This is a genomic window from Halobacteriovorax sp. RT-2-6, assembly GCF_047085025.1.
Lineage (GTDB): Bacteria > Bdellovibrionota > Bacteriovoracia > Bacteriovoracales > Bacteriovoracaceae > Halobacteriovorax_A.
This window is the reverse complement of sequence record NZ_JBKIYH010000001.1, coordinates 1088440-1115268: the sequence shown is the minus strand read 5'-3', so window position 1 is coordinate 1115268 and position 26829 is coordinate 1088440. Positions and strand designations below refer to the sequence as shown.

General features: G+C 35.9%; 27 protein-coding genes. 16 read left to right on the top strand and 11 right to left on the bottom strand.

The window, feature by feature from the left end:
* Complete coding sequence (locus ACMAYS_RS05205; RefSeq protein WP_103216579.1) at positions 1-375, top strand: hypothetical protein; 375 nt, start codon at positions 1-3, stop codon at positions 373-375.
* Here ACMAYS_RS05205 and ACMAYS_RS05200 read toward each other — a convergent pair.
* The 3 genes from ACMAYS_RS05200 to ACMAYS_RS05190 form a co-directional block, all read right to left on the bottom strand.
* The gene (locus ACMAYS_RS05200) at positions 358-681 is read right to left on the bottom strand and encodes a hypothetical protein (RefSeq protein WP_392991132.1); all 324 of its coding nucleotides are present in this window, start codon (positions 679-681) and stop codon (positions 358-360) included. The two genes, ACMAYS_RS05205 and ACMAYS_RS05200, sit on opposite strands and share 18 nt — an antisense overlap.
* Positions 662-1600 carry an HD-GYP domain-containing protein gene (locus ACMAYS_RS05195; RefSeq protein WP_412462888.1) on the bottom strand — a complete coding sequence of 313 codons (939 nt, stop codon included), beginning with the start codon at positions 1598-1600 and terminating at the stop codon, positions 662-664. The genes ACMAYS_RS05200 and ACMAYS_RS05195 overlap by 20 nt, the downstream gene beginning before the upstream one ends.
* 82 nt (positions 1601-1682) lie before the next feature.
* A complete protein-coding gene (locus tag ACMAYS_RS05190) occupies positions 1683-3569 on the bottom strand; it encodes a 7TM diverse intracellular signaling domain-containing protein (protein WP_412462887.1) in 1887 nt (628 codons plus the stop codon).
* Positions 3570-3622: 53 nt separating this feature from the next.
* Here ACMAYS_RS05190 and ACMAYS_RS05185 point away from each other — a divergent pair, with 53 nt between their 5' ends.
* The 4 genes from ACMAYS_RS05185 (at position 3623) to ACMAYS_RS05170 (ending at position 7450) form a co-directional block, all read left to right on the top strand.
* Positions 3623-4270 carry a DsbA family protein gene (locus tag ACMAYS_RS05185; RefSeq protein WP_103216583.1) on the top strand — a complete coding sequence of 216 codons (648 nt, stop codon included), beginning with the start codon at positions 3623-3625 and terminating at the stop codon, positions 4268-4270.
* The gene (locus ACMAYS_RS05180) at positions 4267-4830 is read left to right on the top strand and encodes a peptidylprolyl isomerase (protein ID WP_412462886.1); all 564 of its coding nucleotides are present in this window, start codon (positions 4267-4269) and stop codon (positions 4828-4830) included. Before ACMAYS_RS05185 ends, ACMAYS_RS05180 begins: the two co-directional genes overlap by 4 nt.
* A gap of 97 nt (positions 4831-4927) precedes the next feature.
* A complete protein-coding gene (locus ACMAYS_RS05175; protein WP_103216585.1) occupies positions 4928-6787 on the top strand; it encodes a hypothetical protein in 1860 nt (619 codons plus the stop codon).
* Between the two features lie 3 nt (positions 6788-6790).
* Positions 6791-7450, top strand: a complete 660-nt coding sequence (locus tag ACMAYS_RS05170; protein ID WP_103216586.1) for a Type 1 glutamine amidotransferase-like domain-containing protein — start codon at positions 6791-6793, stop codon at positions 7448-7450.
* Here ACMAYS_RS05170 and ACMAYS_RS05165 read toward each other — a convergent pair.
* Genes ACMAYS_RS05165 through cmoA form a run of 3 tightly spaced genes read right to left on the bottom strand, consistent with a single transcriptional unit; the run spans position 7445 to position 9514 of the window.
* Positions 7445-7825 (bottom strand): YbaN family protein, encoded by a 381-nt coding sequence (locus tag ACMAYS_RS05165; RefSeq protein ID WP_103216587.1) that lies wholly within the window; start codon positions 7823-7825, stop codon positions 7445-7447. The genes ACMAYS_RS05170 and ACMAYS_RS05165 overlap by 6 nt on opposite strands.
* The gene (gene cmoB / locus ACMAYS_RS05160) at positions 7825-8754 is read right to left on the bottom strand and encodes a tRNA 5-methoxyuridine(34)/uridine 5-oxyacetic acid(34) synthase CmoB (RefSeq protein WP_103216588.1); all 930 of its coding nucleotides are present in this window, start codon (positions 8752-8754) and stop codon (positions 7825-7827) included. Before cmoB ends, ACMAYS_RS05165 begins: the two co-directional genes overlap by 1 nt.
* 7 nt (positions 8755-8761) lie before the next feature.
* Entirely contained in the window at positions 8762-9514 is a 753-nt protein-coding gene (cmoA, locus tag ACMAYS_RS05155) for a carboxy-S-adenosyl-L-methionine synthase CmoA (protein WP_103216589.1), read from the bottom strand.
* A gap of 168 nt (positions 9515-9682) precedes the next feature.
* On the opposite strand from cmoA, the gene ACMAYS_RS05150 reads away from it, so the two are divergent.
* The 3 genes from ACMAYS_RS05150 (at position 9683) to ACMAYS_RS05140 (ending at position 12639) form a co-directional block, all read left to right on the top strand.
* A complete protein-coding gene (locus tag ACMAYS_RS05150; protein ID WP_412462885.1) occupies positions 9683-10327 on the top strand; it encodes a hypothetical protein in 645 nt (214 codons plus the stop codon).
* Positions 10324-11076 carry a response regulator transcription factor gene (locus tag ACMAYS_RS05145; protein ID WP_412462884.1) on the top strand — a complete coding sequence of 251 codons (753 nt, stop codon included), beginning with the start codon at positions 10324-10326 and terminating at the stop codon, positions 11074-11076. Before ACMAYS_RS05150 ends, ACMAYS_RS05145 begins: the two co-directional genes overlap by 4 nt.
* 105 nt (positions 11077-11181) lie before the next feature.
* Entirely contained in the window at positions 11182-12639 is a 1458-nt protein-coding gene (locus tag ACMAYS_RS05140; RefSeq protein WP_158246767.1) for a two-component system sensor histidine kinase NtrB, read from the top strand.
* Positions 12640-12647: 8 nt separating this feature from the next.
* Here ACMAYS_RS05140 and grxD read toward each other — a convergent pair whose 3' ends face one another.
* Both grxD and ACMAYS_RS05130 read right to left on the bottom strand, forming a co-directional pair.
* The gene (gene grxD, locus ACMAYS_RS05135) at positions 12648-13037 is read right to left on the bottom strand and encodes a Grx4 family monothiol glutaredoxin (protein WP_103216593.1); all 390 of its coding nucleotides are present in this window, start codon (positions 13035-13037) and stop codon (positions 12648-12650) included.
* An 88-nt stretch (positions 13038-13125) separates the two neighbouring features.
* On the bottom strand, positions 13126-13779 hold the full coding sequence (locus ACMAYS_RS05130) for an alpha/beta hydrolase (RefSeq protein WP_392991145.1): 654 nt from the start codon (positions 13777-13779) through the stop codon (positions 13126-13128).
* A gap of 109 nt (positions 13780-13888) precedes the next feature.
* On the opposite strand from ACMAYS_RS05130, the gene ACMAYS_RS05125 reads away from it, so the two are divergent.
* On the top strand, positions 13889-14518 hold the full coding sequence (locus ACMAYS_RS05125; protein ID WP_103216595.1) for a 50S ribosomal protein L25: 630 nt from the start codon (positions 13889-13891) through the stop codon (positions 14516-14518).
* A 69-nt stretch (positions 14519-14587) separates the two neighbouring features.
* Positions 14588-15034, top strand: a complete 447-nt coding sequence (locus tag ACMAYS_RS05120) for a DUF962 domain-containing protein (protein WP_392991146.1) — start codon at positions 14588-14590, stop codon at positions 15032-15034.
* Positions 15035-15036: 2 nt separating this feature from the next.
* On the opposite strand, the gene grxB is transcribed toward ACMAYS_RS05120, so the two are convergent.
* Positions 15037-15684, bottom strand: a complete 648-nt coding sequence (gene grxB, locus ACMAYS_RS05115) for a glutaredoxin 2 (protein ID WP_103216597.1) — start codon at positions 15682-15684, stop codon at positions 15037-15039.
* Positions 15685-15766: 82 nt separating this feature from the next.
* On the opposite strand from grxB, the gene ACMAYS_RS05110 reads away from it, so the two are divergent.
* Positions 15767-17653, top strand: coding sequence for an MFS transporter (locus ACMAYS_RS05110; protein WP_392991147.1), 1887 nt, complete (start codon positions 15767-15769; stop codon positions 17651-17653).
* A 15-nt stretch (positions 17654-17668) separates the two neighbouring features.
* On the opposite strand, the gene ACMAYS_RS05105 is transcribed toward ACMAYS_RS05110, so the two are convergent.
* Together ACMAYS_RS05105 and ACMAYS_RS05100 are read right to left on the bottom strand one after the other, a co-directional pair.
* Positions 17669-19669, bottom strand: a complete 2001-nt coding sequence (locus ACMAYS_RS05105; RefSeq protein ID WP_412462883.1) for an alkyl/aryl-sulfatase — start codon at positions 19667-19669, stop codon at positions 17669-17671.
* Between the two features lie 115 nt (positions 19670-19784).
* Positions 19785-21776, bottom strand: a complete 1992-nt coding sequence (locus tag ACMAYS_RS05100) for a transketolase C-terminal domain-containing protein (RefSeq protein WP_392991150.1) — start codon at positions 21774-21776, stop codon at positions 19785-19787.
* Between the two features lie 243 nt (positions 21777-22019).
* Here ACMAYS_RS05100 and ACMAYS_RS05095 point away from each other — a divergent pair, with 243 nt between their 5' ends.
* The 5 genes from ACMAYS_RS05095 to ACMAYS_RS05075 all read left to right on the top strand — a co-directional run bounded on the left by ACMAYS_RS05095 (position 22020) and on the right by ACMAYS_RS05075 (position 26827).
* Entirely contained in the window at positions 22020-22259 is a 240-nt protein-coding gene (locus ACMAYS_RS05095) for a hypothetical protein (RefSeq protein ID WP_412462882.1), read from the top strand.
* A gap of 65 nt (positions 22260-22324) precedes the next feature.
* A complete protein-coding gene (locus ACMAYS_RS05090; protein WP_412462881.1) occupies positions 22325-23755 on the top strand; it encodes an aldehyde dehydrogenase family protein in 1431 nt (476 codons plus the stop codon).
* 20 nt (positions 23756-23775) lie between these two features.
* The gene (locus tag ACMAYS_RS05085; RefSeq protein WP_103216603.1) at positions 23776-25446 is read left to right on the top strand and encodes a hypothetical protein; all 1671 of its coding nucleotides are present in this window, start codon (positions 23776-23778) and stop codon (positions 25444-25446) included.
* A complete protein-coding gene (locus tag ACMAYS_RS05080; protein ID WP_103216604.1) occupies positions 25446-26165 on the top strand; it encodes a glycerophosphodiester phosphodiesterase family protein in 720 nt (239 codons plus the stop codon). The genes ACMAYS_RS05085 and ACMAYS_RS05080 overlap by 1 nt, the downstream gene beginning before the upstream one ends.
* Before the next feature lie 8 nt (positions 26166-26173).
* Positions 26174-26827 carry a hypothetical protein gene (locus tag ACMAYS_RS05075; protein ID WP_392991156.1) on the top strand — a complete coding sequence of 218 codons (654 nt, stop codon included), beginning with the start codon at positions 26174-26176 and terminating at the stop codon, positions 26825-26827.
* Positions 26828-26829 lie beyond the last annotated feature (2 nt).

Here is a 26829-nt window from a genome sequence, read left to right as displayed (position 1 = left end):
ATGGCCATTGGTTTAAATGATATTACAGCTAAGAAGCAGGCCAAGAAAGTTGAAGTTGTTTCGGCCGTTGAGGAAGTATTAGAGAAGCAGCAAAGGCCTTGGGACGGAAAATTTCAGGCCCAAAAGAGTTCTGTTGCTAATCAGGCCGTAAAAAGAGCTAGAGAAATAACTGCTAAAAATGAATTGCACGCAAAAGAGCTTCGTCAGAATTTCACAAGTGCACAAAAAGAGTTAGAGATTAATCAGTATATTGAAAATCGTGAAAAAGAATTTGTTAATTTAGATTCATCTAAAAATATGCTCAAGTCGAGAACTCGTATCAAAACTCAGCGATCACTATTTAAAAGACTTAGAGATTCAATCTTTAGGTCTTAGCTTCATATCGATATTGAAGTTGTGAAACTCTTTATCGTTGAAACAATGAAGAATCTTAGGGGAGTATTTTTTTATTACATCTTTAGAATTTGCTCCTCTAAAGAGTTCATTGAAAGCATTAGAACATACTGCTTTTGTAAATTTATGCTTTATTCCACTACATTTTTTTATAAAGTCACATGATTGAGGATAACCGCGATAGCATCTCATCGACTCAATATCACAAGTATTCTCATCGACGACTTTTGTGTCGCAAGATGAGAGAAGAAGAACTAAAACGAATAGACTAGACAATACCTTCATCAATTAAGACATCCTTAAATTTATTAATCACATCATGCTCATAGTGATTAAGTTGATTCATTGTAAGTTCTGTAAGTGCGTCTCGAGCATTCATTTTACTTACTGTAACCATTTTGTCGTATGTATTTACGAGTGAGATAATCATGATCGGCAAACTCAATGTCTTAAGTTTATTTGGTCCTGAACCACCTTTTACTTCTTCGTGGTTTACGATTAGATCAAGAACACCTTTTGTTACCCATGGTTTGTCTTTCAATGCACTAACTGCATCTTTTACGTGAAGGCCGTAAACTCTTTTTTCATCATCGCTGAGTTCATCTTTTGGTTTCTTAAATAGCTCTTGGTCTTGGCTATTTAATCGCGTGATACCAACATCGTGTAGTAGGCTAGCTGTGGCTATATTTGAGATGTCACTATCATTACAACCAACTCTTATTGCAAGTCTCGTTGCAAGAGTCGCAACATTCATTGAGTGTTCGATAATTAAATTTGAATCGATTGTTTTCTTTTCGAAGAACTTCTTCAAAGCATCAGGGCCAGATGAGAGAACTTTTTTAAGCTGTGCTGCCGCTATCTCAGTCATTTGGTAATTTTCTTCTTTTTCTGGTGCATTGAGTGACTGCTCAATCGCTGTTTTACAAGCACCATCTACAATTTCAACTTTCTCTTCTAGAGGAAGATCAAAGTCTTGAACTTTTGAATCAAGAAGATCTTTAATATATTGCTGATATTTATCAACTTCATTTTCAAGAATATAGAACTTTGCTACTTGTTGTTTATTTAGCTTTTCAAGCTTCTCTTGTGATATGGCCGTACCAGCATCTTGATATTTAAGATAAGTCTCTTTGAAGTAAATATACAAATCAAACGGTATAACGCTTTCTGGCTCAATCGTTGTGATTCTTAGAGGGTAGTAATTCATAAATCCTATTTCATTAAAACTAATAATAAAGTCTATTAATTTAATTTTATGGTGAATTAGGAATTTATACAACTATCTGAACTTATAGCTTCTGTGGACTATTAAGGGGGATATAAAGTGCGACTAGAGTACCTACGGGTTTTCGCTCAATTGTGAACTTTATCTTAAGTAATTCGCAATATGAGCGAATAATGAAGTAACCAAAACCGGAACCTTTTTCTCCTAAAGTTCCAAAACTTATTCCCGTATCAATCTTATTATAGATTTGTTCAAGCTTCTTTTTACTTATCCCTATACCGTTGTCTTGTATTTCTAGCTTTAAAGCTTGATCCACTTGCGTACATGAGATCTTTATCATTCCTTTGTTTTGAGTAAATTTTATTGAGTTGGAGATGATATTTCCAAGAATCTGATGAGTAAGGATGGCGAGATTTGAATAAACTCTAAGCTCTTGTTTAATCTCAGGAACCTCGATTGAGATTTTCTTTCGTTCACATTGAGGTGTAAAGATAGTTTGAATATTATCCAGTAAACTCTTAATCTCTACATAATCAAGCTGTGGCTCATTATTAATTAATTCCTGTTCGGCCTTAACGTTATCGAGAATATCTTTAATGTGCATACAGGCCGAATAGACTTTTGGCCACGCTCTAGCTTCTTCAACGTAACCACGTCGAATATAACGGCTTGAATAACCAATGATAACAAATAAAGAATTTGCAATATCGTGTGAAAGAACTCTTAGTAAGCGAATATATTTCTGCTTATCTAGATTCTTTATAAAGCTAATTTCATTCTCTTTTTGTAGCCTGTTTATCTTAAGGCTTAAGGCAATTGAAAGAGTAAATGATTCAACCATATTTCCTAAGAGGATAGAGTTTTGAGTGAAGTCATTATCGGTAAAGAATCCATAGATAGTCGCAAAATAAGCAAAGATTCCAACGTTCATGATGAGCCATGAAAGAAGATAGACTTTTGATTCAATCGTTGGGTTTGTAATATTTGTATATATCGAAATATAAATAATGAAGATCACAAGTGTTAAGATGTAAATATCGACAAGTGGTCCAATGATAAAATTATAAGAATCAAAGAAAGAGAAGACGATTGAGGTGATTAGAGTAATTGATATCAGAGCATAAATTTTTTCTGTCTTCTTAATAATAGGCTTCTTAAAGAAGTCGATACTCAAGAGATCTTTTGTAAACTTATATAAGTAGTTACATGAAATCATTGCATAGACACCAAGGTATTTAATATGGTTGTCTAAAGAAAGAACTCCTTGTGTGTATCCAGATAATGCTAAGACAGAGTTAATCATAAAAAAGATAAAGACTGAGTAGACAATATAGATTGATTCTTTATTTATCATTCCAAGAATCAGGTTATATATTAATAACGTACACATAAAGCCTAGATAAATAGATAAGCTAATGATCCTGGTTTGCTCTGTCTTTTGAATATATTTAGTATCAGCAAGCAAGGCCTTTGTATCAAACTTATGAAGACTATGAGTTTTGATAACAATCGTTTTTTTCTCTCCTGGATTTAGATCGATACTTAGCGATTTATGGAGTGTCGTATTTGAATTGATTTTATCTTTAGGAAAATTAGAAAGTTGCTTACTGTCTTGGTTGAGAAAGTAAACTTCATTTAATCTAAAAGTGTGAGTATTAAAATACAGCTCTTTATGTACAGAATGCTCGAGTGAGTTTTTAAATTGAACGCGTAGATAAATATTTTTATTTGTGTATTCTAAGTTTAAAACACTTTTATCGTTCGTCGTGAATCCATCTGGTGTGTATTCTTTATTATCAGATAGCTTATATTCAACATATTTTGAAATATTATGATTTTGATCTTTGAAAGTCTCTTTATTAATTTGTACAATTGACTCTGTAGCGAGAATTTCTTTTGCTGGAATGAAAAGAAGAAGCAATAATAAGAAACGATAAATGAACTTGATCACGAAGAGAGTATAATTTTTTTGAACCAATCTTTAAATAACAATTGTGTATATAAATGAAAAAAAACTTAAATTTCTACTTTGATTTTACATCTCCTTACTCATACTTAAGTATGTTGCAGTTAGACGCAGGGCTTCTTTCTGAGAAATATGAAATTAACTTCTGTCCAGTGATGGTGGGAAGGCTATTTGCATTAAATGAGATGAGTGCTCCTGCACAAACTAAGAATAAAGCACTCTACTTATTTAAAGAGGCGTTAAGGACAGCGGATAAAATGGAAGTAAAACTTACTTCACCAAAAATGCTTCCGTTCAATTCTTTACCTTACTTAAGAATGGCCCTTGGACTTAGGGATGATAAATTAAAACAGGCAAACTTTATTCTTAATACATTTCATTTTGGTTGGAAATACGGTCATGATTTTAATGACTATGATCAGTTTAAAGAATTTATTACTGAAAAATGTTTGACACTAGAAGAGTATGAACGTTTAGATAGTGATCGTAATTTGAAGAAAGAATTAAAGCTTGTTATCAATGAAGCGTTTGATAAAGGCGTCTTTGGTGTTCCAACATTTGAAGTTGACGATGATTTTTATTGGGGGAACCACAATATAGACTTTCTCGCTAAAAATAAATTTTTAGATTATAATGAACACGAAGAATTTATTAACTTTAAAAAATTCTTCGAGGAAGAAAAATGAAATTGAAATTGAAATTAAAACTACTTTTTATTATCTTAATTGGCCTAAGCGTTCATGCAGACACTAAGGTTATGATGCAGACAAATTATGGGGACATCACTATTAAGCTGTATGATAAAAAGGCACCCGAAACAGTAAAAAACTTTTTAAGCTACGTTAATTCTGGATTCTACAATGGAACTATTTTTCACCGTGTTATTGACGGATTCATGATTCAAGGTGGGGGATACGATACAAGTCTTAAGAAGAAAAAAACAGAAAAGCCAATTAAGAACGAAGCAACAAATGGCCTAAGTAATGTTCTTGGAACAATTGCAATGGCAAGAACTTCTGTGATTAATTCTGCAACTTCTCAATTCTTTATTAACGTAAAAGATAATAACTTCCTGGATCACTCAGGGCCGACTCCATCTCAGTATGGTTACGCTGTATTTGGAAAGGTTGTTAGTGGAATGGCCGTTGTTAATAGAATCAAGAAGTCAAAAACTGGAAGAAATGGTCCATTTCAAAATCTTCCAGCTTCAAATATTGAGATTAAGAAGGTTTACGTCCTACCTTAATTCTCAAAACAAACCAAAATACTCAGATATGGCATTTATAAATAGCAAATTCTTCGTAGGGAAGAATTTGCTGATTTAGTTAAGATATAATCTGGGTATGGGCTCATTAAAGATAAGTAGCAAAACAAATAATAAGTTATCTAGTAAATCGAATTTAAATTATTCTAAATTTAGTCAAATTAATGGAAAACATCCTCTGCAGCAAAGTTGTCCGGATTCGTTTATCACGTATCAAGTCCGAAAAAGACATGGGGGAAGTGTTGCTTACTTTAATTTTGAATTGGCAAAAGAGATGGGTTTAATTTCTGAAGGCCATGATAATACTTTGACTAAAGATTTGGCCCAAAGAATTCTTGAGACTTTCTCGATTGTGATTATCAATGAATACGATATTGAAAATGGGATCGAGTATCCAGAAGATGAGATTCTGCCAAATCGCTATATGGCAACTCGCTACTTGCAGCTACAACATCCAAATAAGCAGGGAAAGACTTCGGGTGATGGACGCTCGATCTGGAATGGTACAGTTGATCACAATGGGCTTACTTGGGATATCTCGAGTCAGGGAACTGGAGCAACAAAGTTATCACCTGCAACCCATATACAAAATAAATACTTTAAAACAGGTGATCCATCTATTTCGTATGGATGTGGCTACTCTGAGTTTGATGAAGGACTAGCAACTCTAATGTTCTCTGAAGTTATGCAAAAGAATAACTATGAGACAGAGAGATGTTTGGCCATCATTAAATTTAAAGACAATATTTCAATTAATGTTAGGGCCAATAGTAACTTAATTAGACCTTCTCATATGTTTAATCATCTAAAGCAGGCCAATTATGATGCTTTAAAAAATATTGTTAATTACTATATTGATCGCCAAAAGATTAATGGTGAATGGCAAAGAGTCCCAAAAACTGCGAAGGCAAGATATCGTTATTTTTTAAAGAAACAGGTGGAAGTATTTGCAAAGCTTGCTGCTAATTTTGAAGATGATTATATCTTTTGTTGGCTTGATTGGGATGGCGATAATATTCTTATGAATGGTGGTATCATCGATTATGGTTCGATTAGACAGTTTGGTCTTTATCATCATGAATACCGATTCGATGATGTTCAACGTTATTCCACTACCATTAAAGAACAAAAAGATAAGGCGAAGTATATTGTTCAGTCCTTTATTCAAATTGTGGACTTTTTAGAAACAAAAGAAAAGAAAGCGATAGCTGATTTTTCAACTAGTGAGTACCTTGAACAATTTGATGAAATTTTTGAAACTCAAAAGAAGTATAACCTAATTTCTAAAATTGGGATTTCTCCGAAGTATCATGATTGGCTGGTAAAGAAGCACTCACATAAGATTGAAAATTTACAAAAGCCATTCTATTACTTTGAAAAGGCAAAATCTAGCTTTGGTCTTTATGAGGTGAGTGATGGTATTTGCTGGGATGCCATTTTTAGTATGCGAGATATTCTACGTGAATATCCTCAGCTTATTTTAAGCCGTGGTGAATGGATTACACGAGATGAATTTATCAATATCGCTAAGTCTAGTTATGCGAGTCAATCTGATTTAGAGATTAATACATATCGTGCAAATAAAATCGATGCATTTCAAGATTCCTATATTGAATTATTACATCTTGTTGCTAAAAAATCTAAGAAGAGATTTGATGATATTCTTCTTGAAGTTGTTATGCGCTCATCGATTATAAACAAGTTTGAAAGAGTAACAGGTGATAGTATTGCTCGTATCGTCGATTCTATGATGAAGAAGTATAAGAAATTTGACCCACTTACTATCTTCAATGTTGTTCGTGACTTTAGAGAACACCAAACGTTTGACCCTGATAATGTAAGTCCAAAGAGTGATCGTGTGGCAAACGAGAAAAAACATTTAAAACCAATTGTAAAAGAACTTCTTAAAATTGTAAGAGACTATAGAGAAGGCATCTAAGAAATGAAAATTGGATTATATGGTGGTGGCGACTTTTGTGATAATGTCGAAATTGACGAACATATCTTAGAGCTTTGTAATAGTGAATCTCCAAGTATAACTTTTATTCCAGCAGGTTCCTACGAATCAGAATTAGATTTTATCGATTTAATTATGGCCTATAAGAAAATAGGTTTTAAAAGGTTTATCCATCTTCCTGTTGATCATGAATTTGACAGAACTCTCAAAGAAGAGGCACTTCAAAGTGACGTGATTCATCTCGGTGGAGGTAATACGTTTTATTTCTTAAAGCACTTAAAAGAAAGTGGGATGTTTGAAGAACTCATCGATTATGTCGAAAATGGTGGAATTTTAACAGGCCTTTCAGCTGGTGCAATTATTACGACTCCAAATATTATGACAGCATCATTTCCGCCATGGGATCGTGATGATAATGACGATGATGTCACAGACTTTAAGGCCATGAATATTATTGATTTCGAGTTTTTTCCTCATTATCGTAAATCAAAACGCTACGATGACGAGTTAAAGAGACATTCTATATTCTCTCGTTTTCCAATTTATGCTTGTCCTGATGGGAGTGGCCTAGTCGTTACTGATGAAGAAATTGTTGTTCATGGAGAGTGCTATATTTTTGAAAAGGGCCAAAAATATAAACTATAACTTTCTTTTACTCGGTCTTGTTAGCAAGAAAACAATAACTCCAATACCAATTAATGAAACGATAACTTTTATCGTCGGATTCACTTCAACGTAAATTAGCGTATATGAAAAGAGTGCTACGATCATTGAGATGGCAATGATTTTAGATTTTACACTCACAACTCCATATTTATTCCAGTCAGTAATAATTGGGCCAAAAATCTTATGATCTAGTAGCCACTGATAGTACTTTTCATTACTTTGCGAAAAGAAGTAGGCACTTAAAAGAAGAAAAGGAGTTGTTGGAATAAGAGGAAGAAAAATACCAATAAAAGCAAGAATCACAAATGCAATTCCGAAACTAAGGTAAATGGCCTTTCTGCTCTTATTAATCATTAAAAAGTCTTTATTGGTGAATTCGGCTTTTTCTTTGCTCTAATACAAAACCTTACTGGAGCAGGATAGCCTTCTACTGTTTTCGTTTGATCTTCAGTATCTAAGAAGTCCTCAAGGGATTGATGTGGTGGAGGACACCATTTCGTTTGTCTTTGTTCTTCAAAATTTGTCGTTGAAACAGAGACAACTTCCATATCAATGAAGCCTGTTCGATTAATCCAATTCTTAAGACAGCTTAGAGTTGGAAGAAACCATACATTTCTCATCTTTGAGTAACGATCTTCTGGGAATAGGCAGATTGTCTCCTCTCCTGGAATACCAATTGTTTCCATAATCATTTCTCCTCCAGGAACAAGAGATTCTCTGATGGAGATTAATTGCTCAAGTGGATGACGGTGATGATAGAGAACGCCCATCGAGAAAACAACATCAAAGAATGATCTAAAGTTTGGAAGATCTTCGATACCAAATAATTCAAATTTTAAATTATCATATTTCTTAAAGTGATTAATGAATTCAAATTGGGCCTGATTGTGTAAGACAGGATCAATTCCAAGAACTAACTTTGGTTCTTGTTTGGCCATCTCAAACATATAGTAGCCGTTATTACAGCCTACATCTAAAACAACCTTATCTTTTAAATTTGGAAGAGATTCTTTTAGTCTTTCCCATTTTTTATCTGAGCGCCATTCGGCATCAATATCAAGCTCACCAACTTGAAAAGGTCCTTTTCGCCATGGAATAAGCTTTGTCGCAGTCTCAAGGGTTTCGCTCGAGTTCTCTTGAAGAGATGGGATGACATCAAAGATCTCTTTGTATTCTTTCTGATATTTTGTGCGAAACATTTGAAGCTTGTCTGCTTTAAGTTGTCTTAAAGATTCAATATCAACACGATTACCAAATTTTTCTAAATACTCTAAACTATCCATTCTCTTCCTATTTGATACATAGGTAACAAGCAAAATTATACCATCTAAAAATCATTTCAGATTTCTTAAAGCCTGCTTCATCTAACATTTTAAGTTGTTGTTGTGGAGTTAGGGGCCTCAGGACATTTTCTAGGGCCTCTCGTTTTTGAGCAATCTCCATCTCACTATATCCATTTCTACGTTTGAAATCATAATAAAGATCAATCAAAAGATTATCAATTTGCTCATCTTGGCAGATAATTTTCTCGGCCAAAATAAAACAGCCATTATCATTAAGCCCGTTATAGATATTTTTAAGAACATTAAGGCGCTCTTCAACTGGTAGGAATTGAAGAGTGTAGTTCATGATTGCCATACCGGCATTTTCAATTTTTACATCAGTGATCGACTCTTCTAATAACTCAACATTATCTTGTAGACCGTGAGACTTAAGCTTCTGTGCCGCCTTTTCAAGCATCGGTCTTGAAGTATCAATACCGATAAATTGTGGAAGCTCTTTGTCGTTTTGGCGAAAGTAATCGGCCATTAAAAGCATCGTCGTTCCTGTCGAACAACCAAAGTCATAAACTGTTCCAGATTGATAGAAGCGTCTTGTTAGGTCGATGATGATTTTATGAATCTCATGATAATTTGGAATACTTCGCGATACCATGTCATCAAATACAGAGGCCACATCTTGATTGAATTCAAAATCTGATATTTTTTCAATTTTCTTTGCAAAAACTTCGTCTTTGCCAGCGTTTAAAAATTTATTTTCCATGTGGCGAAACTAGAATATCTTTTGGATATTGTCCAATCTAGTATAAAAAATACTCCTTCTTTCTTCTTTAATTTCAATGATTTACTGATATGCGTGATTTTTTACTATGAATAAGCAATATTTATTGGTATGTAAACAAAATATATATTAAAAAACAGCGCAGGTTCTATGAATAATGAATTGGATAGAGGAGAAGCTTTTAACGAAACGCTAAGAGTTTTATCCCATGATTACTCGGGTCATATGCATTTAATTAGGTTTTGTATTGATGAATTGATGCAGGATCAGGATGAAAATAACCCATTTGTTAAAAAATTAAATCAAGGTCTTGAACGCTTTGAGAATGATTTAAATCTTCTTAAGCAATCAACACCTTATTTCTTAGATGAAGAAGTTCCAATTAGCAAAATCGCTACTAGGGCCTTCGGTCAAGCACGTATCTACTTAAAGAAACATTTTGCAGATTTAACTTGGAATATTGCTAATGATGTAACCGTAAAAGGTTCACAAGCTAACGATTTATGTGAAATCTTGTTCTCTTTTGCCCACTTATTCTCAACTTTGGCAAAAAAAGAAGGAAGAAATACATTCCATATCACCTTAGAAATTAAAGACGAGTTAAGAAAATTAATTTTTATTAAGTCAGAATTAAACAAATACTTAAGACAAGAGTTAGATTCCATCTTAAACTTAGGTGACGAAAACGAAAAATCATTAAGAAGATACATCGGAATTCATAACTTTTTAGCAAAGGGAAAGGATTACGAAATTCTTGATGGGGACAACAATTTATCGGTGAGGTTTGAATTATGACAATGGCAACGGACAAGGAAATTTGGATTTTAGAGGATGATGAGGGATGTCGTTTTGTTTACGAACAAACTCTCGTTCACCGCTACAACAACTTAAGATTTTTTACTTCTATTGAAGAGTTTCAAAATGCTCTATCAAATACTGAAAAGAATCCAGCACTAATCATTGCAGATCTTATGCTTGATGATGGTAACTTCATGACTTACTTAAATCATTCAAAAGATCGTCGTTTAATGGTGATTCCATTTATCATCGTTTCAAGTATCGATGATATTGATGCACTGAGATTCTGTTTTATGGAAGGTGCACTTGATTACTTAACAAAACCATTTAAGAAAAATGAGTTAATCGTTAAGATTGAGAATGTATTTAATGGTAGTCCAAGAAGAATGGTTCAACCAATTGCTCACAAGTCGATGCTGCTAGATGGTAAAGAAGTAGAGCACTTAACTAGTAAACAAAAACAACTACTGGGACTATTTATTAATTCTCCACATCGTATCGTAAGTCGCGATGATATCTTAGATAATGTTTGGGGAGATACAACTGTTCACCCAAAAACAGTGGATGTTCACTTATATAACCTAAGAAGAAAGCTTCATGATTACGGTTATATTATTCGTTCAGAAGGTGGCGGTAAGTGGTCACTTATTCCTGATACATATGAAAAAGCTGCAAGTTCAGATGAGTCAAATGTTTCATCTAGTTCTAATGACAGTGATAATTCTGTTTCAGAAAATACATATTAATATTTTTTTTACATAAATCGCCTCTAATAAAATAGAGGCGATTTTATATTTAGAAGAAGTTGATTTAAAACAATCATTATCGCTATGATTGAGACGAGACGCCAAGTGAATAAACCGAATAGTAGCTTTCGCAAGGAGCTATTAAATTCGAATATCCATTACTGTCACATCGATTTTGATGGAGATTGCATTTATGTGAATGATTTATATCTCGGTTATGGGTTAACTGTTGGCACTAATTTATTTCAATATACTCCTGATGAAAAGAAGGGGTTCTTTCTTGAACAAGTCGAAAGAGTAAAGAATGGTGAAGCTTGCCACTTCTTTTCTGAATCAATCAATTTATTAGGCGAAAGAGATCAGTGGGAGATTTGGCTACAGCCAGGTTATTCAGCTACAGGGACAAGCCCGTCATTTATTGAGGTTTACAGTCGTAATATTAATGCCGGAGCTGAGAATTTTATCTCGACTCTGTTCAAAAATTTCTATACCGCCACCGATGATGATTTATTCATTCTTAATAATCAACTTGTGATCTTAGATATAAATAAGGTGACAAAGCAAAGTCTTGTGGGAAACAAGTTTTCAGAAGTTATCTTTGATGATGAAGAGTATTTGTTCTTCTTAAATACTTTTGAACAAGCAAAACGTTTGGACGGCGTGGCCTTAAAAGTTACTCATCCTATTTATCGCAAGCGTCGTTCTAAAAAAAGATTTTGTCGTATTAGTGTAACCTATATTGTTATTCAAGGTGTTGGACGTTATATGGTTCAAATTCGCGATGTTCATCAAGAACATATCAATCGCGTAACTTTGAAAATGCAAGAAAAGCAATTTGAAGAATTTGAAAGATGGCGCTCTCTTGGACAAATGTCTGCAGGAATTGCACACGAAATAAATAATCCATTATGTATTATACGCATTCAGGCCGAACAGTTGAAAGATCGTTATGCTGGTAAGATCAAGGATTCCGATCCTTCTTATATGAAAAAGTTAGAGAGTATTATTAAGCAAGTGGATCGCATTGAAAATATTGCTAATAGTTTAAAGATTTACTCTCGCTCCTCAAACTCAATTACTAAAGAGATACATAACCTTGATAACTTAATACAGGATTCATTGGGGTTATTTCAGGCCCAAACTGGTCGAGAAATTTATATTGATTTTAAAAATCCGTTTAGTGACTTAGAAGTAGCGTGTAAAAAAAATGAGTTCTATCAAATCATTTTAAACTTGCTCACTAACTCTTATCAGGCGGTTCATCAATTTGAATCTCTTGAGAAATGTTGGATAAAAATTTGGGTTGAAGAGTCAATGCTAGATCAGTTCACTATCTACGTACAGGATGGTGGTGATGGGATTAAAGATAATGTTGCTAAAGATATCTTCACACCATTCTTCACAACGAAAGATGTCGGTGAGGGAACAGGTCTTGGCCTTAGTATTTCGAAAAAGTTAGCATTAGAAAATAATATGATTTTAGATTTTGAAAAAGACTTTGAGTATACAACGTTTTCAATATCGCTAGGCCAAAACATAGTAAGGCCTAGCGTCGATGCTTAAATAATCAATTAGCTATTTAGAACTTCTTGTAGTTGTCCTGATTGGAACATCTCAGTGATAATATCATTACCACCTACAAGCTCACCCTTGAAGTAAAGTTGTGGGTAAGTTGGCCAGTTAGAGTAAACTTTTACACCTTCTCTAATATCCATATCTTCTAAAATGTTAAAAGTCTTATAAGGTTTACCAACAGAGTTTAGCATTGCAATTGTATTTGCTGAAAAACCACACATTGGCATATCAGGTGTACCTTTCATGAATAAGAAAAGGTCAGCAGATCCAATTAGTGCTTCGATTTGCTCATTTAGTTCTTTTGATTTATCGGCACCAGAAACAGCTTCTCCTTGATTGATAGGAGTAGATTCTTTACCTAGAATGTTGAATGGATTATCGCTCATATTGATTCCTTTATTTCCTGAGTTTCATTTGCTCCTATCTTACCTAATAATGGTAGTTTTGGAAATAGCTTAGGGCAAGTGTCAGAAATTATAGATGTTCATTCAACCAGTTACGTAGCTGAATCACTTCATCAATATCAATTTCATGCTCCATTTCATAGGCATGGAATTGTGCATTGGCCCCTAGGCTTACAAGATGATCAATTCCGGCCTTTGTTTGATTAATATCAATTACTGGATCAAGGCTTCCATGAGCGCAAAAAATGGCCGTTTCTTTGAGGCATTTTGACAATTGCTGAGGCCTTCTTTCTGGATAAATTCTAGGGGACATTAGAACAATTCCTCCTAGTTTGTGATCGAGTTGATAGGCCGTCTCAAGACTCACGCAACCACCTTGAGAAAAGCCACCGATAAAGATGTCCGAGTAGTCGATATTGCTATTTTTTTCTACGATCTCATCAATAATCTTGGTTAGAGTTTTTACGCTGTTTTCAATACCAGGCACTGGATTATTAGGTGGAATATCGTACCAACTGTAACCGAAGTAGTACTTCTTTGGCGCGTTTAAGAGCAAGTAACTTAGACCGGTTACATTTATTTCTTGTGTGAATATTTTGTAAGACTCAAGGCTATCGCCTAGGCCGTGTAAGATAATCATAACCTTCTGGGCATTAGTAGGTGTGATGTCACTTGCAGGGATATAAAAAGAGTTTAGTAGTTGTGTGTTTAAGTCAGTTTTCATAGGAGAAAAATAGGTGATTGTGTGTTTTTATTCAAGTTTATTCTAAATTTTTTTTATGAACGGTCGATAGAATACTATCTATTGAATCCACGGAACACAGGAGGAAAATGTGTCAACAACTAGTATTTTAAAAGTTGAAACAAGAAAACCGGGAAGATCAACAACTCAAATGAGAAAAGACGGATATATTCCAGGAACTATTTATGGAAAAGGTTTTGCAGGAGCTCAATTTATGGTTCCAAAGCAGGGTCTTTCAAAATTCCTACATACTTCTGGAAAGGTATTTGAAGTAGAGTTTGAAGGTAAGAAGCACCTTGTAACTCTAGCAGATGTTCAAAGAGGTCACCTCGGGACAGACTTTGTACATTGCTCATTCCATAAAGTATCTGCAAAAGAGAAAGTAGTTATTTCTCTTCCAATCCACTTTGTAGGTGAAGCTATTGGTACAAAAGCTGGTGGTCTAGTTAACTTCAATATGCATGAAGTTGAAGTAGAAGGTCTACCAAAAGATATGCCAGAATTCTTAGAATTCGATATCACTGGTCTTGAGCTTGATGGACACTGGGCACTTGAGCACTTCTCTCTACCAACTGGTCTAGCTTGGTCTATCGATCCAACTGCATCAGTTGTATCTTGTCACCTTCCGAAAGTTGTCGTTGAGCCAGAAGTTGAAGAAACTGAAATGGTTGTTGAGACTCACGCTGACGCAGCTGAAGAAAAAGAAGAAGCAGCTTCATAATTTAAAAATCAATTATGATATAATGAGGGGAGACCAAATGGTCTCCCTTTGTTTTTTGGAGCATACTCAATGAGAAGTTTAGAAACGTGGCTTGAGATGTACGGTGAATCTCATCAGAATAAAACAAATCAACGCATTCACGAAGTATGTGTTCCATTGATTACTTGGTCACTATTGGGAATGCTTTGGGCGATTCCAAAGCCTGCGATCTTTGGCTATTTTAATTGGGCATGGGCCTTTGTTATTCTTGCTAGTCTTTTCTATCTTTCACTAAAAAATTTAAAGGCCATCACTGTCGCTCTTAGCTTAGTGATTCCATTTATGCTCTTAACACAATTCTTTCTTGTTAATTTTTTAGCGGAATATTTTTTTATTACTTGGATTGTTGTCTTTGTTGTTGCTTGGGTTGGGCAGTTTATTGGTCACAAAATAGAAGGAAAGAAGCCTTCTTTTTTTGAAGATCTTCAATTCCTTCTTATTGGACCTATTTGGATTTTTCTAGGTAAGAAGTCCTAGCGCTAGTTGCGCCAGAAATCTTCGTGATAATTAAAGTTTGTTAGCTCTTTCACCTTTTGAAGGTAGATGTGAATTTGCGGAGGAAATTGATACTCTGGAAAGATGTACATTCCCCAAATATGTGATGCTAGAAGGATATCTAGAATCGTAAACTTGTCGCTTTCATAGTAAGGTAAAAGTTTTGCTGGAAGCTGAGTCAGCGTTTGTTCAAAGCTATGTAAGTATTCTGCTTTATTTTGCGCAAGTAAGTGAAATGGGCCACGCTTAGCAGACTTTTTATTAATAAAGTATTCTCTTGCCTCTGGAGTGAACTCTTTTGACCACGCCCAGTAAGGCATGCATAAGTTATGAACATCTTTTCCAAGTTGATCGAGGTAATCATTAAGCAGCTTAAAGCTTTCGCTATCTAATTTTGATAGATTCAAATCTTTATCGCTGTGAATTGCAAGGGCCTTGATAATATCAAGTGATTCGTTCATAATGACGCCATCAATTTCCATAATTGGTAACATCTTTGTGCCAGTAAGCTCGACAGGTGTCTTCTCATCATTGTAATCTAGTACAATTGATTCATACTCGATTTCGAAGAAACCAAGTGCCATGCGAACTCTTACACAAAATGGACAATGGATATAGTGATATAGTTTCATATAAATTCCTTTCGGGTTTATGCGTCATTACGTATTAGTAAATAATAGTACAATATTGTTAAGAATTATTTAAGGAAAAACAATGTCATTAGCAATGCTCTATAAAGAAAGAAAATTTTGGCCTCTATTTTGGACGATGTTCCTTGGTGCCGCAAACGATAACGTATTTAAAAATGCTCTAATTATCTTAATTACATATAAGAATGTCTCACTATTTGGACTTGGTGCAGAATCATTAGTTGCCTTTGCTGGTGGTGCTTTCATTCTTCCTTATGTTTTATTTTCTGCTACATCTGGTCAAATTTCAGATCACTACGACAAGGCGCAAGTTATTAAGGTAACAAAATTTACTGAGCTTGCATTTATGCTTTGTGGAGCGATTGGTTTCGTTACAGAGAGTTACGGACTGTTAATGTTTACACTCTTTTTAATGGGTGCTCAGTCGTCATTCTTTTCACCAGTTAAGTTCTCGTCTTTAAGGACAATTTTAAAAGATGAAGAGCTAACGACAGGAACAGCACTTATTGGTGGAGGAACTTTTATTGCAATTCTTATTGGTACAATCATTGGAGGGCTTGCCGCTGCAGCACCTGATGCTACTGATACGGCCGCTTTTGCAATCCTAATATTTGCGGTACTTGGTGTTATTACAGCACGTTTTCAAAATAAAATTAACGATATTAATAATGATGTAAAAATTGATTACACATTTGTTAAACCAACGTTTCAACTTCTCATTAACTCTGTAAAAGAGAAGAACTCTTTCCGTGCAATGATGGGAGTTTCATGGTTCTGGTTTCTAGGCTCATTTGTTCTTTCAGTTATGCCGGCCATTATTAAAAATGTTTTCTACGGAAGTGAAATGGTTGCCTCAATCTTTATGGCAACATTCACAGTAGGGATGGGGCTTGGTTCTTGGATTTGCTCAAAGCTATCTGGTAAGAGAATTGAAGTGGGAATGGTTCCTGTTGCAGCAGTGGGGATGTCGCTAGCTGTTTTTGATCTTTACTATGTTTCTACACAGTGGCCAATGTCAGTGACAGGCGCTTTGATGCCACCTGCTGAATTTTTTGCACAACCACTTGCTCTAAGAGCAATTATAGATCTTCTACTTATTACAATATTTGGTGGGAATTTCTATATCTCACAATTAACTTTTATGCAGCATAGTGCACCTCTTGAGAAGCTTGCGAGAACAATCGCGGCCAATAATATTTGGAATGCTATCTTTATGGTTGTTGCAGCTGTTTCAATTATTCTTCTTAAGAGTGCTGGCGCAACGGCTCTAGATAATCTACTCATTCTTGGTGCCCTTAATCTGATCTATGCAGGAATTTGCTACTACTTCTTCCATGAAGAAATGTGGCGCTTTGTTGTGCAGCTTTTTACGACTTTTCTTTATGATATTCAAATTGAAGGTGAAGAAAATATTCCAAAAGAAGGAAGGCTTGTTATTGCTGCCAACCACACATCATTTGTTGACTGGGGTGTTGTCATGAGTCTTTCTCCAAGACCTATTCGCTGGGTAATTGACCACCGCTATTATAATATTCCAGGGCTTAAGCAATTCTTTATGCAGGGACATTTGATTCCGATCGCTACAAGAAGAGAGGACCCAAGGGTTCTTGATGAAGCTTATTCAAAACTAAATAGCACTCTAAATGAAGAGCGCTGTGTAGGCTTCTTTCCTGAGGGGTGGATTACTCGTGATGGTGAGCCTAGAAAGTATCAGCCAGGTATTAAGAAGGTTGTAGAGCAAACGAATGCTCAAGTCGTTCCAATTGTTATTAAAGGTCTATGGGGAAGTTTCTATTCTTTTTCTGGAAAAGGTGTTTTTAAAGGAATCCGTTGGAATTTTTTAAAACGTAGAAAAATCAAAGTAGTTATTCTACCTTCTATTACACCTGAAAATTTTTGTTATAAAGATCTAGAAGAAAAAATGGTCGTTGAATATAAAAAGCCTCTGTAAAACAGAGGCTTTTTTTTAAGGTGTCACGATATTAAATGTATTAGGAAAAGTATCTAATGTTTCATTAAGGGCATCGAAAACTTTCTTATCCCCACTATAGTTAATATTTTTCTCATCAAGCTCAGCAAAGGAAACTGCTCCCATTGCAAGCTTTACTAATTGTCCATGCTTTAAGTTAATTGATGCATTATCATCTGAAGCGAGCTGGCGATTTTGTTCTTGAGGTCTTTTCTTTGAATAGTTAAGAACACTATTTCTAAGGGTTAAGTAATACCTTTGATTTCTATCTGTAATATTTAATTCAAGTGTTAAGTCTGTACCATTGGCCTTTTCAGAATTAACTCTAACAGAGAGATAATCTAAGAGTAATTCAGTATCCATTTGAGATAAAATTGCAGGTGAAGCCGTTGCCGGTGCTGGCCGACCAACTCCGTAACGTAATTCTTGAGCTGCTTGAACATAGAAATTTCTCCAAGTCGCATTCTCGGATTGATAGGCCAATTGCTCATAAGTGTCAGCAAGTAACTGCTTTGCCTTAACATTCTTTGGTTGGGCAAAGACGAGTTTATTTAAAACTTCCGCAACAAAGCGATACTCACCAATTTTATAATCTTTGATGGCCATTTCTAAGACGTCTCCGGCTCCTCCCATATAAGCAATTGTTCTCTTTGCTGATTCTACTTCTGGGAGCGGATTTAGGTGAGCAGGATTACCATCAAAGAAGCCAAGGTATTTATCGTATACTGCACGTGTATTGTGACTTAGGCTTCCGTAATAGCCACGATTGGCAAAGTTTTTGGCGAGGTTTCTATTTAATTTAATACTGTCAGATAGCTCGGTTCCAGAAAGACCTTTATTTAAGCGATTGACGGACTGGTCATGAATGAATTTATACAGATCTCTTTGCGAGGCCATATGTGAGACAACGCGATCATTTCCAAAGGTCGGCCAGTGATGTGAATTAAAAAGTATTTCGGCCTTGTTATATTTTTCAAGGGCCCTTTGAATATGCTTAGACCACGCAAGACTATCCCTTACTTGAGCTCCTCTTAGGGTCTGTATATTATGCATTGTATGGCTTAAGATCTCTGCACCACAAAGTGCATTGTCTCTTGGAAAATAGGCCATCATTTCTGTTGGTGCCTCTGCGCCTGGTGTAAACATGAAGTCAATGGTTACGCCGTCCACAACTAAGCTTTTGTCTTTATCAATAATTGTCGTCGGCTTCGCAATGGCATATTCACCATTGGCGGTATAGCTTCCTAGTCCTGTACCAACAGATCCTTGCGCTCCAAAATCTAATGTTCGTGCATACATATATTCTGCACGTCGACTCATTGCCGTTCCTGCAATAACATTTTCGCTTACTGCCTCATAGACAAAATCCTTGGAAGCGATAATTTGAATCTTGCCGCTTTCAAGTTCGCGTTTACTGGCAATTCCATAGACTCCACCAAAGTGATCAAGATGAGAGTGTGTGAAAATAATGGCCGTTACAGGTAGATTTTCTACATTCTTTCTAACGAGTTCTAAAGCTGTCTTTGCAGTCTCTGTTGTCATGAGAGGATCAATAACAATCCATCCTTTTTTTCCACGAATAAAGGAAACATTTGCAAGATCAATTCCTCTGACTTGGTAAATATGGTCAGAGACGCGAAACAGCCCATTAATTGACGTAAGCTGTGATTGACGCCAAAGACTTGGGTTTACTGTTTCAGGTGGCTTTCCTTGTGTGAGGGAAGGAAATTTAGCAGGATCAAAAATCTCTTTCATTCCATCTTTTGATTTAATTGGCCCTTCAAGTTTTGCAATAAAACCCTTTTGAGAATCTTTAAAGTCTCGATCATCATCAAAGTTTAACTCTTGGGAAACGGCCTTGTGAGAATCCAGAGTGTGTCTTGATGCAGGCTTAGGATCATTAGTGAATGAATATCTTTCAGCTCGGGTACAACCTAGTAGTGAGATTAAGAGTAGGGCGGGGGTAATGAGATAGAGTAATTTTTTGGAATGAAACACGATTCCTCCTTATTGCATTATTAGAGTTACTTGAAGGGGATATCGGTTTTAGCGTATTTTAAAATGGCCTAAGAAAGGTAATAAAAAAGGCCTCATTTCTGAGGCCTATATTTAATTAGAATTGATTAATCATTGCATCTGCATCAAAGCCAAATTTCTTATAAAGCTCAAGTGCAGTGTATGAAGACTGACCAAAGTGGCCATCATTTCCAAGTGACTTCAGATTAAATTCAAGTCCTTCTTGTTTTAGAGCATGACAAAGCATTGCTCCAGCACCAGCTGTTAGTTGGTGATCTTCAACAGTTACAATTTTATTTCCATTCTTTGCTAGCTGATCCTTGAATGTTTCAACATCAATCTTGTTAATAAATGGATTATTGATAACAGTAATATTTTTACCTTTTGCTTCAAGTTCTGTCGCAGCTTTAAGAGCTTGTTGTACAAGTGGACCGTGAGTTACGATAATTCCGTCCGTACCTTGTCTTAGAACTTGAGCTTTGGCCCAACCGTAGTTTGCACCATCAATATATGAAACTGGATGTTTTTCACGGCCAAAGAAAAATACAGTTGTTTCTGGTGTTTTTCCTTTGTTTACTGCTTCTTCGTATCTCTTAATTGCTTGATACATTAGGCTTTCAGCTTCTTCTTTCGTTGAAAGAGCAATGACTGTTGTATTTGGAATTCCTGCTACAGCAGAGAAGTAAGTTGTTGCTTGGTGTGAAGCACCGTCAGCAGCATCTTGGAAACCTGTATGTGAGAACAAACAAATCACAGCACCTTGAGAAAGCTGAGACATGATTAAAGGAAGATTTCCTTTTGTTACACCAAATTGTGCAAAAGTATCAACAACAGGAATGAATCCTTGTTTTGCCATACCAACTGCTGTTGAAACCATATTCGATTCTGCAATACCAATATCAACATAGTGATTAGGGAATTCTTTATGGAAGCCTGAAACACCAGTTGAACCTGCAAGATCTGAAGTTACAGAAAAAACTGGAAGCCCTTCTTTTGTTGCTTTAATCATAGCATTTGCAAGACCTGGCTGAACCTTGTCTGAAGGGGCCGAAGACTTAGAAGCCTCTTTTGGAGCTGGCTTTGAAGATAGGATTTCATTTGCCCAATTTTTAAACTCTTCTGGACAAGTTTCACCAGTATAAATTTCATCAAGAAATGAAATTAATTTTTCATCATATGCTCCAAGAGGATAACCATGACCACCAGACTTTGCTTCTTCAGTTGATTTTACACCGTAACCTTTGATTGTTTTGATAACAAGAGCAATTGGCTTAAGTTCATTTGATTTTGCTTTTGCAATATTTTCTTCGATTGCTTGATAAACTCTTTCTAGGTCGTGTCCTTCTTCAACTCTTACAAGATCCCAACCCATTTCTCTAAGAGCAAGGAAGCTTCCTTTCATATCGAAGCTATCTTCAGTAATACGCCCACCAAGTTTTGTATTATTATCACTGATAATCATAACAAATGGATTCATTTTACCTTTTTGTGCAAGACCAGGAATTGCGGCCATCGCTTCACGAGCTTCACCTTCCATACAACCACCATCAGAGATTGTACAAACAGTTACACGATCATTTCCAATTGCCTTATCTGCAAGAGCAAGACCTTGTGCCTGAGGAAGTCCTGAACCAAGTGGGCCATTTGAAATGAAAACACCTTCTGGATTTAAGTGAGCTTCACCGTGACCAGTAAGTTTTGATGTTATTGAACGGAAGCCTCTTAGACTTTCAAATGTAAGTCCATCAAAACCAAGATTTGCACGAAGAGCGTAAATTCCATTTTCTGCGTGACCAGCATCGTTTACGAAGTTAAATTTCTCAAACCAATTTGGTCCTTGTGAGAACATAATCGAGTGAAGAGCACTCATCATCTCTGCGAAGGCCGCAGGTCCACCCCAGTGGCAAGCTGCTCCACCAATAACTGCGTGTTGATTCATTAGGGCCACAAGAGCTCTTGTTGCTTTTGGGTCTGCAAGAGTGATTTCCTCTCCCGCTAAGTTATGAATTTTAGTTGCATAGATTGGGGCATTTGTTGGTGCCGTTGCAAGATGATTTTTTACTTTTAATGGGCTGATAGTTGCAGTCATTAACTTCTCCGAATTCGTTGATTTTCAATAACTTATAAAAGGTATCATGAGGGAATTTTTTCTGGCCAGAGAATATTTGCTGACCCATTAGATTGGCACTTTAGGCCAAATGTGTAAAACCTAAGTGCTTGAAAATACAGTAACTATAAATTTATTAAGTTTTATTTTAGAATGACGATAAAATCTATAGAAATCGTTGTTAAACAGTTTTTATGTATCTGAAATAACATGAAGGTGATAGCTATGTGTGATGCGTGTTCAGCTGCAGGGCGTAACTGGTCTTTGGCCAACGGACCTCGCAGAAGTAAAATGATTAAGGCAAGACTATACTCAAGCCTCAATGGAAGAGAAGTTAAAATTAAACTTTGCTATCTGTGTTCCATCAAATTATTTATGGGTGGAGAAGAACTCTTTCTAAAAGATAATCCTTCATTAAGTTATGAATTATCGACTCAACACGCTGGTAGTGAATTTGATTTTTAAGCAATATTAATTGACCCATTATTTTTAGAATAGATACAATACCACCTTAGCAAGGTGGTTTTTTTATGCAAAATTTTTCGCAATTTCGTTCCTCGTTCGTGAATGATGAATTTCTCTATGGTGAAAGCTCTATTGAAGTCCTTAATAAATACGATCAAAGTATTTTAAATGAAGTTGATCTCTTAGCTTCTCACCAATACGAAAAGGTTATTCAATCTTCACAAAATGCATTCGAAGAATATAAAAATTTTGATAGTGCCCAAAGAAGTAAATTACTATTTAAGCTTGCTGACTTTTTAGAAGAAGAGGCTTCGTTCTTTTCTCATTTAATATGTATGGAAGCGGGAAAGCCAATATCGTATGCAAAGGGTGAGGTTGCTCGTTGTGTGGAAACAATTAGGCTCTCTGCTGAAAAAGCTCGTCATCACAGCAGTGAAACGCCTGACCTTTCATATGGGCCTGGTGCAGATAAGATGGCCATTATTCGCCATGAACCGGAAGGGATTATTTTTGGTATCTCTCCATTTAACTTTCCACTAAACCTTGCACTTCATAAAATCGCTCCTGCACTTGCTGTCGGATGTAGCATTATTGTTAAACCATCACCACAAACTCCAATTACTCTACTTGCTTTTGCAAAGCTAATTTCAAGAGTTGGTTTTCCAAAAGGAGTTGTGAATATTGTTATTTGTGAAGATGCTCTTGCACAAAGATTTTTAGAAGATGAAAGAATTAGTGTTTTCTCTTTTACGGGAAGTGCAAAAGTTGGTTGGGCGCTAAAGGCCTTAAGTGGAAAGAAGAAGTGTCTTCTTGAGCTTGGTGGTAATGCGGCCGTTATCGTTAATGACGTTGAAGATATGGAAGCTGTGACAGCTCAAATCGTTAATGGCTCTTTCTTATATTCAGGACAAATTTGTATCTCAACTCAGAGAGTTTTTATTGCCAGTGAAATCTTTGATGAATTTGTTGAATTATTTCTTGAGCAGGTCGAGACAATTGGTTCAGGTGACCCAAAAGATGAGAGTGTGATTAATGGCCCTGTCATCAATGAAGGTGCTCTTGAGAGAATTCATCAGTGGGTACAAGAGGCCATATCAAATGGGGCCGAGCTTCTGTGTGGTGGGCATATTATTGATGAAGACCACCATATTTATGCTCCAACAGTTTTAACTAATACAGATTTGGATATGAAGGTTGTTTCAGAGGAAATCTTCGGTCCTGTCGTGATTTTAGAGCCTTATGACTCATTTTCAGAGGCCATTGAGCTTGTAAATGATTCAAAATATGGACTCCAAGCTGGTGTTTTTACAAACAGCTTAGTAAATATGAAGGAAGCAAGTCAAAGAATCGATGTTGGAGGAATTATCTTCAATAACGTCCCAGGATTTCGCATGGATGCCATGCCTTATGGAGGGATAAAAGATTCTGGACTTGGACGTGAGGGGATCGCGTATGCGATGGAAGATTACACTCGAAAGAAGTTAATCTTATTCTAAAAATTTAGAGGGGAGAGAGGATGAAATCACTACTTTTACTACTAATTAGTTTATCTGCATTTTCATACGCACCAGATTGGGGACGTGATGCTAAAATTGAAAAGGGTGAGAATCGCGAAAACCTCTACCAACTATCTCAAGATGAATACGAACAAGTAACTCAAGATGGACTAAAGCACGCACTGGTTTGGCCAGTTAGTGTAACAGGACTTCTTATTCCATATGAAGCTTTTAATAATTTCTTTGAACTACGCGACGAAAAATTTGTAAACTTTGTTTTAACGACACTTGGTGAAAAGAAGTTTGGTGTTAATAGTGTTGAATCTTTCTATCAATGGCTAGGACTTAATCCATATAATAATGAAGATGCAACGGGGATTTATCGTATCCCTTATCCAGAAGGGCACAAGCCTGATTATTATATGGGAGCTAGTATTGTTGATACTCAGTGGGGAAAAGGGCTAACTTTTAGCTGTGCCACTTGTCACTCAGCAAGCCTTTTTGGAACAACTGTTATGGGCCTAACAAATAAAACAGTGAAGGCCAATGAACTTTTTGTTAAAGCAAAAAAACTTCTTCCATTTATTCCGACGAAGACATTTCAAAAAGTAACAAATGCAACAGATGGTGAAGTTGCAATGCTTAAGAGAACAAAGAAGAATATCCACTCTGTTGGAGCAACATCACCAATGGTACTTGGACTTGATACTTCACTTCCTCAAGTTGCTCTCTCTCTTGCTCATCGTAAACAAGATGAGTACGCATCAAAGTCTAAACTTAATGAAGTCTTTCCAAGATTTAATCCTCTTGTTTCAACAGTTGCCGACTCTAAGCCAATGCCATGGTGGACGCTTAAGTATAAAACTCGTTGGCTATCAGATGGATCAATTGTTGCAGGTAACCCAATCTTCACAAATTTCCTGTGGAATGAACTTGGGCGTGGAACAGATTTATATGAATTAGAAAAATGGTTACAAGATAATCCTGAAATTATCAAAGAGCTTACGGCTGCGGCCTTCTCAACAAAAGCACCACGTATTGATGACTTCTTTGATGTGTCACGTATTGATATTGAATCAGCAAAGCGAGGACAAAAGCATTTTGAGAATCGTTGTCAGAAATGTCACGGAGAATACCAGAAGAATTGGGATCTTCCTTTTTCTGCACTTATGTCCAAGAGTGAACAAATTAAGACGAAAAAGCTTATCTATCATGAAAAGACGCCTGTTAAGGATGTTGGAACAGATCCTCTTCGCTATCAAGGTACAGCATACTTTGCTGAGGCTTTAAATGAATTAGCAATTTCTAAATGGATGAAGACTGTTGTGGAGCCACAAAAAGGATATGTACCACCACCACTAAACGGAATCTGGGCCCGTTGGCCATATATGCACAATAATTCAATTCCAAATCTTTGTGAGCTAATGACTCCGCCAGCGCAAAGAGTAAAAGAGTTCTATCAGATCCCAGCAGTTGATCCGATGCTAGACTTTGATTATGATTGTAATGGCTTTCCTGTTGGAATGGATATTCCTGAGGAGCGCAGAATTAGAGAAGCTTACTACAATACAAAGTTACCAGGGCTTTCAAACTCAGGTCACTACGAACGAATCTTTACGGATAAAGAGGGTAATGAACTACTTAGTGATGAGGATAAATCGGATCTTCGTATGTTCTTAAGAACATTATAATGACATTTTATCTCGATACTTATATTGCTCATCGTGGTTTACACGACGAAAAAAAACCTGAAAATACGATGGCCGCTTTTAAGGCGGCCATTAAACATAATTATGCTATTGAGTTAGACGTACACTTATCAAGTGATGGCCATGTGGTGGTCTTTCACGACGAAACCCTAGAGCGTCTAACGGGCAGCAATGGCAAAGTATCTCAATACACTCTCGATAGCCTAAAACAGCTCTATATCAAAGAAACAAAAGAGAAGATTCCTACTCTTAAGGAAGTCCTCGATCTTGTTAATGGACAAGTTCCACTTATCATTGAATTGAAGGTTATCGAACACAATGGAGAGCTTGAGTCTGAAGTCATGAAACTTCTTCAAGGCTATGAAGGGGATTATACGATTCAATCCTTTAATCCATTTTGTTTAAAGTGGTTTCGAAAGCACTATCCGGCCGTTATTTTGGGCCTACTTGTAACAAGAGATTTTAGTGATACAAGCCTTAATCCTCTAAAGCAAAAGATTCTTGAGAATATGACTTTTATTCCAGTTATCAGGCCAGATTATATTGGACTAGATATCGATACATACTCAAAGCTACAGCTTAGCATTATCAAGCATTTTACTTTTAATAATATTGTCTTTTGGACAGTAAGAACTAAAGAACAAATGAGGACAGCTAAGCGATTAGGTGCTAATATTATATTTGAGAATATTAAACCTTGAGTTAATTTATGAAAAAAATCGTAATTACAATTATCATACTTGCCATCGCAGCTGGTGGTTTCTACTTTTTCAATACAAAACAATCTAAGACAAATATTGCTAACGATAAAAACTCTCTAGAAGTGATGACTTCTCAAGTTAATGTCGTCGAATTTGAGGATACTCCTGCTAAAAAAGTTGCTGCAGGAAGTGAGGAGGCCCAAGCACTTGGTGCCAATGAGGGAACTCCTAACCTAGATCTTGATGTTGTTGATGATGAAGAACTTGAAAGAAGGCTAGAGGCAAAAGAAGAAGAATTTGATCGCCTTGAAGAAGAGTGGCTTACAAATGTAAAAGAGTTATTTATTAATGACCTTGGGCTTACTGAGAAAGAATATAAAGATTACCTCAGTATGAGAGAGGGTCTTTTCAATGATAAGGTTTCAGCATTTGAAGAAATGCATGATCAATTAGAAGAAAAGTATGGTGAAAACTATACTTATAATCCAACTGAAGAAGAAATGGCGTTTGATCGTGAAATTCAAAAAAAGTATGACGATCTTCTACTTCAAAAAATTGGAAAAGATGCTTTCATTAAGTATCTTGAACTAAGAGATCGCACAAATGAGAAAATCTTAGAGGCGACAAAGGCAAATGACGCCGCCATGCTAATGGAGTTTTAGGG

What these genes read in the sequence shown, in the direction of transcription:
- ACMAYS_RS05195 (WP_412462888.1), bottom strand. Translation starts at nt 1,600, where the DNA reads ATGAATTACTACCCTCTAAGAATCACAACGATTGAGCCAGAAAGCGTT.
- ACMAYS_RS05080 (WP_103216604.1), top strand. Translation starts at nt 25,446, where the DNA reads ATGACATTTTATCTCGATACTTATATTGCTCATCGTGGTTTACACGAC.
- ACMAYS_RS05090 (WP_412462881.1), top strand. Translation starts at nt 22,325, where the DNA reads ATGCAAAATTTTTCGCAATTTCGTTCCTCGTTCGTGAATGATGAATTT.
- ACMAYS_RS05150 (WP_412462885.1), top strand. Translation starts at nt 9,683, where the DNA reads ATGAATAATGAATTGGATAGAGGAGAAGCTTTTAACGAAACGCTAAGA.
- ACMAYS_RS05100 (WP_392991150.1), bottom strand. Translation starts at nt 21,776, where the DNA reads ATGACTGCAACTATCAGCCCATTAAAAGTAAAAAATCATCTTGCAACG.
- ACMAYS_RS05110 (WP_392991147.1), top strand. Translation starts at nt 15,767, where the DNA reads ATGTCATTAGCAATGCTCTATAAAGAAAGAAAATTTTGGCCTCTATTT.
- ACMAYS_RS05085 (WP_103216603.1), top strand. Translation starts at nt 23,776, where the DNA reads ATGAAATCACTACTTTTACTACTAATTAGTTTATCTGCATTTTCATAC.
- ACMAYS_RS05075 (WP_392991156.1), top strand. Translation starts at nt 26,174, where the DNA reads ATGAAAAAAATCGTAATTACAATTATCATACTTGCCATCGCAGCTGGT.
- ACMAYS_RS05165 (WP_103216587.1), bottom strand. Translation starts at nt 7,825, where the DNA reads ATGATTAATAAGAGCAGAAAGGCCATTTACCTTAGTTTCGGAATTGCA.
- ACMAYS_RS05120 (WP_392991146.1), top strand. Translation starts at nt 14,588, where the DNA reads ATGAGAAGTTTAGAAACGTGGCTTGAGATGTACGGTGAATCTCATCAG.
- ACMAYS_RS05095 (WP_412462882.1), top strand. Translation starts at nt 22,020, where the DNA reads ATGTGTGATGCGTGTTCAGCTGCAGGGCGTAACTGGTCTTTGGCCAAC.
- ACMAYS_RS05205 (WP_103216579.1), top strand. Translation starts at nt 1, where the DNA reads ATGGCCATTGGTTTAAATGATATTACAGCTAAGAAGCAGGCCAAGAAA.
- ACMAYS_RS05180 (WP_412462886.1), top strand. Translation starts at nt 4,267, where the DNA reads ATGAAATTGAAATTGAAATTAAAACTACTTTTTATTATCTTAATTGGC.
- ACMAYS_RS05170 (WP_103216586.1), top strand. Translation starts at nt 6,791, where the DNA reads ATGAAAATTGGATTATATGGTGGTGGCGACTTTTGTGATAATGTCGAA.
- cmoB (WP_103216588.1), bottom strand. Translation starts at nt 8,754, where the DNA reads ATGGATAGTTTAGAGTATTTAGAAAAATTTGGTAATCGTGTTGATATT.
- ACMAYS_RS05175 (WP_103216585.1), top strand. Translation starts at nt 4,928, where the DNA reads ATGGGCTCATTAAAGATAAGTAGCAAAACAAATAATAAGTTATCTAGT.
- cmoA (WP_103216589.1), bottom strand. Translation starts at nt 9,514, where the DNA reads ATGGAAAATAAATTTTTAAACGCTGGCAAAGACGAAGTTTTTGCAAAG.
- grxD (WP_103216593.1), bottom strand. Translation starts at nt 13,037, where the DNA reads ATGAGCGATAATCCATTCAACATTCTAGGTAAAGAATCTACTCCTATC.
- ACMAYS_RS05130 (WP_392991145.1), bottom strand. Translation starts at nt 13,779, where the DNA reads ATGAAAACTGACTTAAACACACAACTACTAAACTCTTTTTATATCCCT.
- ACMAYS_RS05145 (WP_412462884.1), top strand. Translation starts at nt 10,324, where the DNA reads ATGACAATGGCAACGGACAAGGAAATTTGGATTTTAGAGGATGATGAG.
- grxB (WP_103216597.1), bottom strand. Translation starts at nt 15,684, where the DNA reads ATGAAACTATATCACTATATCCATTGTCCATTTTGTGTAAGAGTTCGC.
- ACMAYS_RS05185 (WP_103216583.1), top strand. Translation starts at nt 3,623, where the DNA reads ATGAAAAAAAACTTAAATTTCTACTTTGATTTTACATCTCCTTACTCA.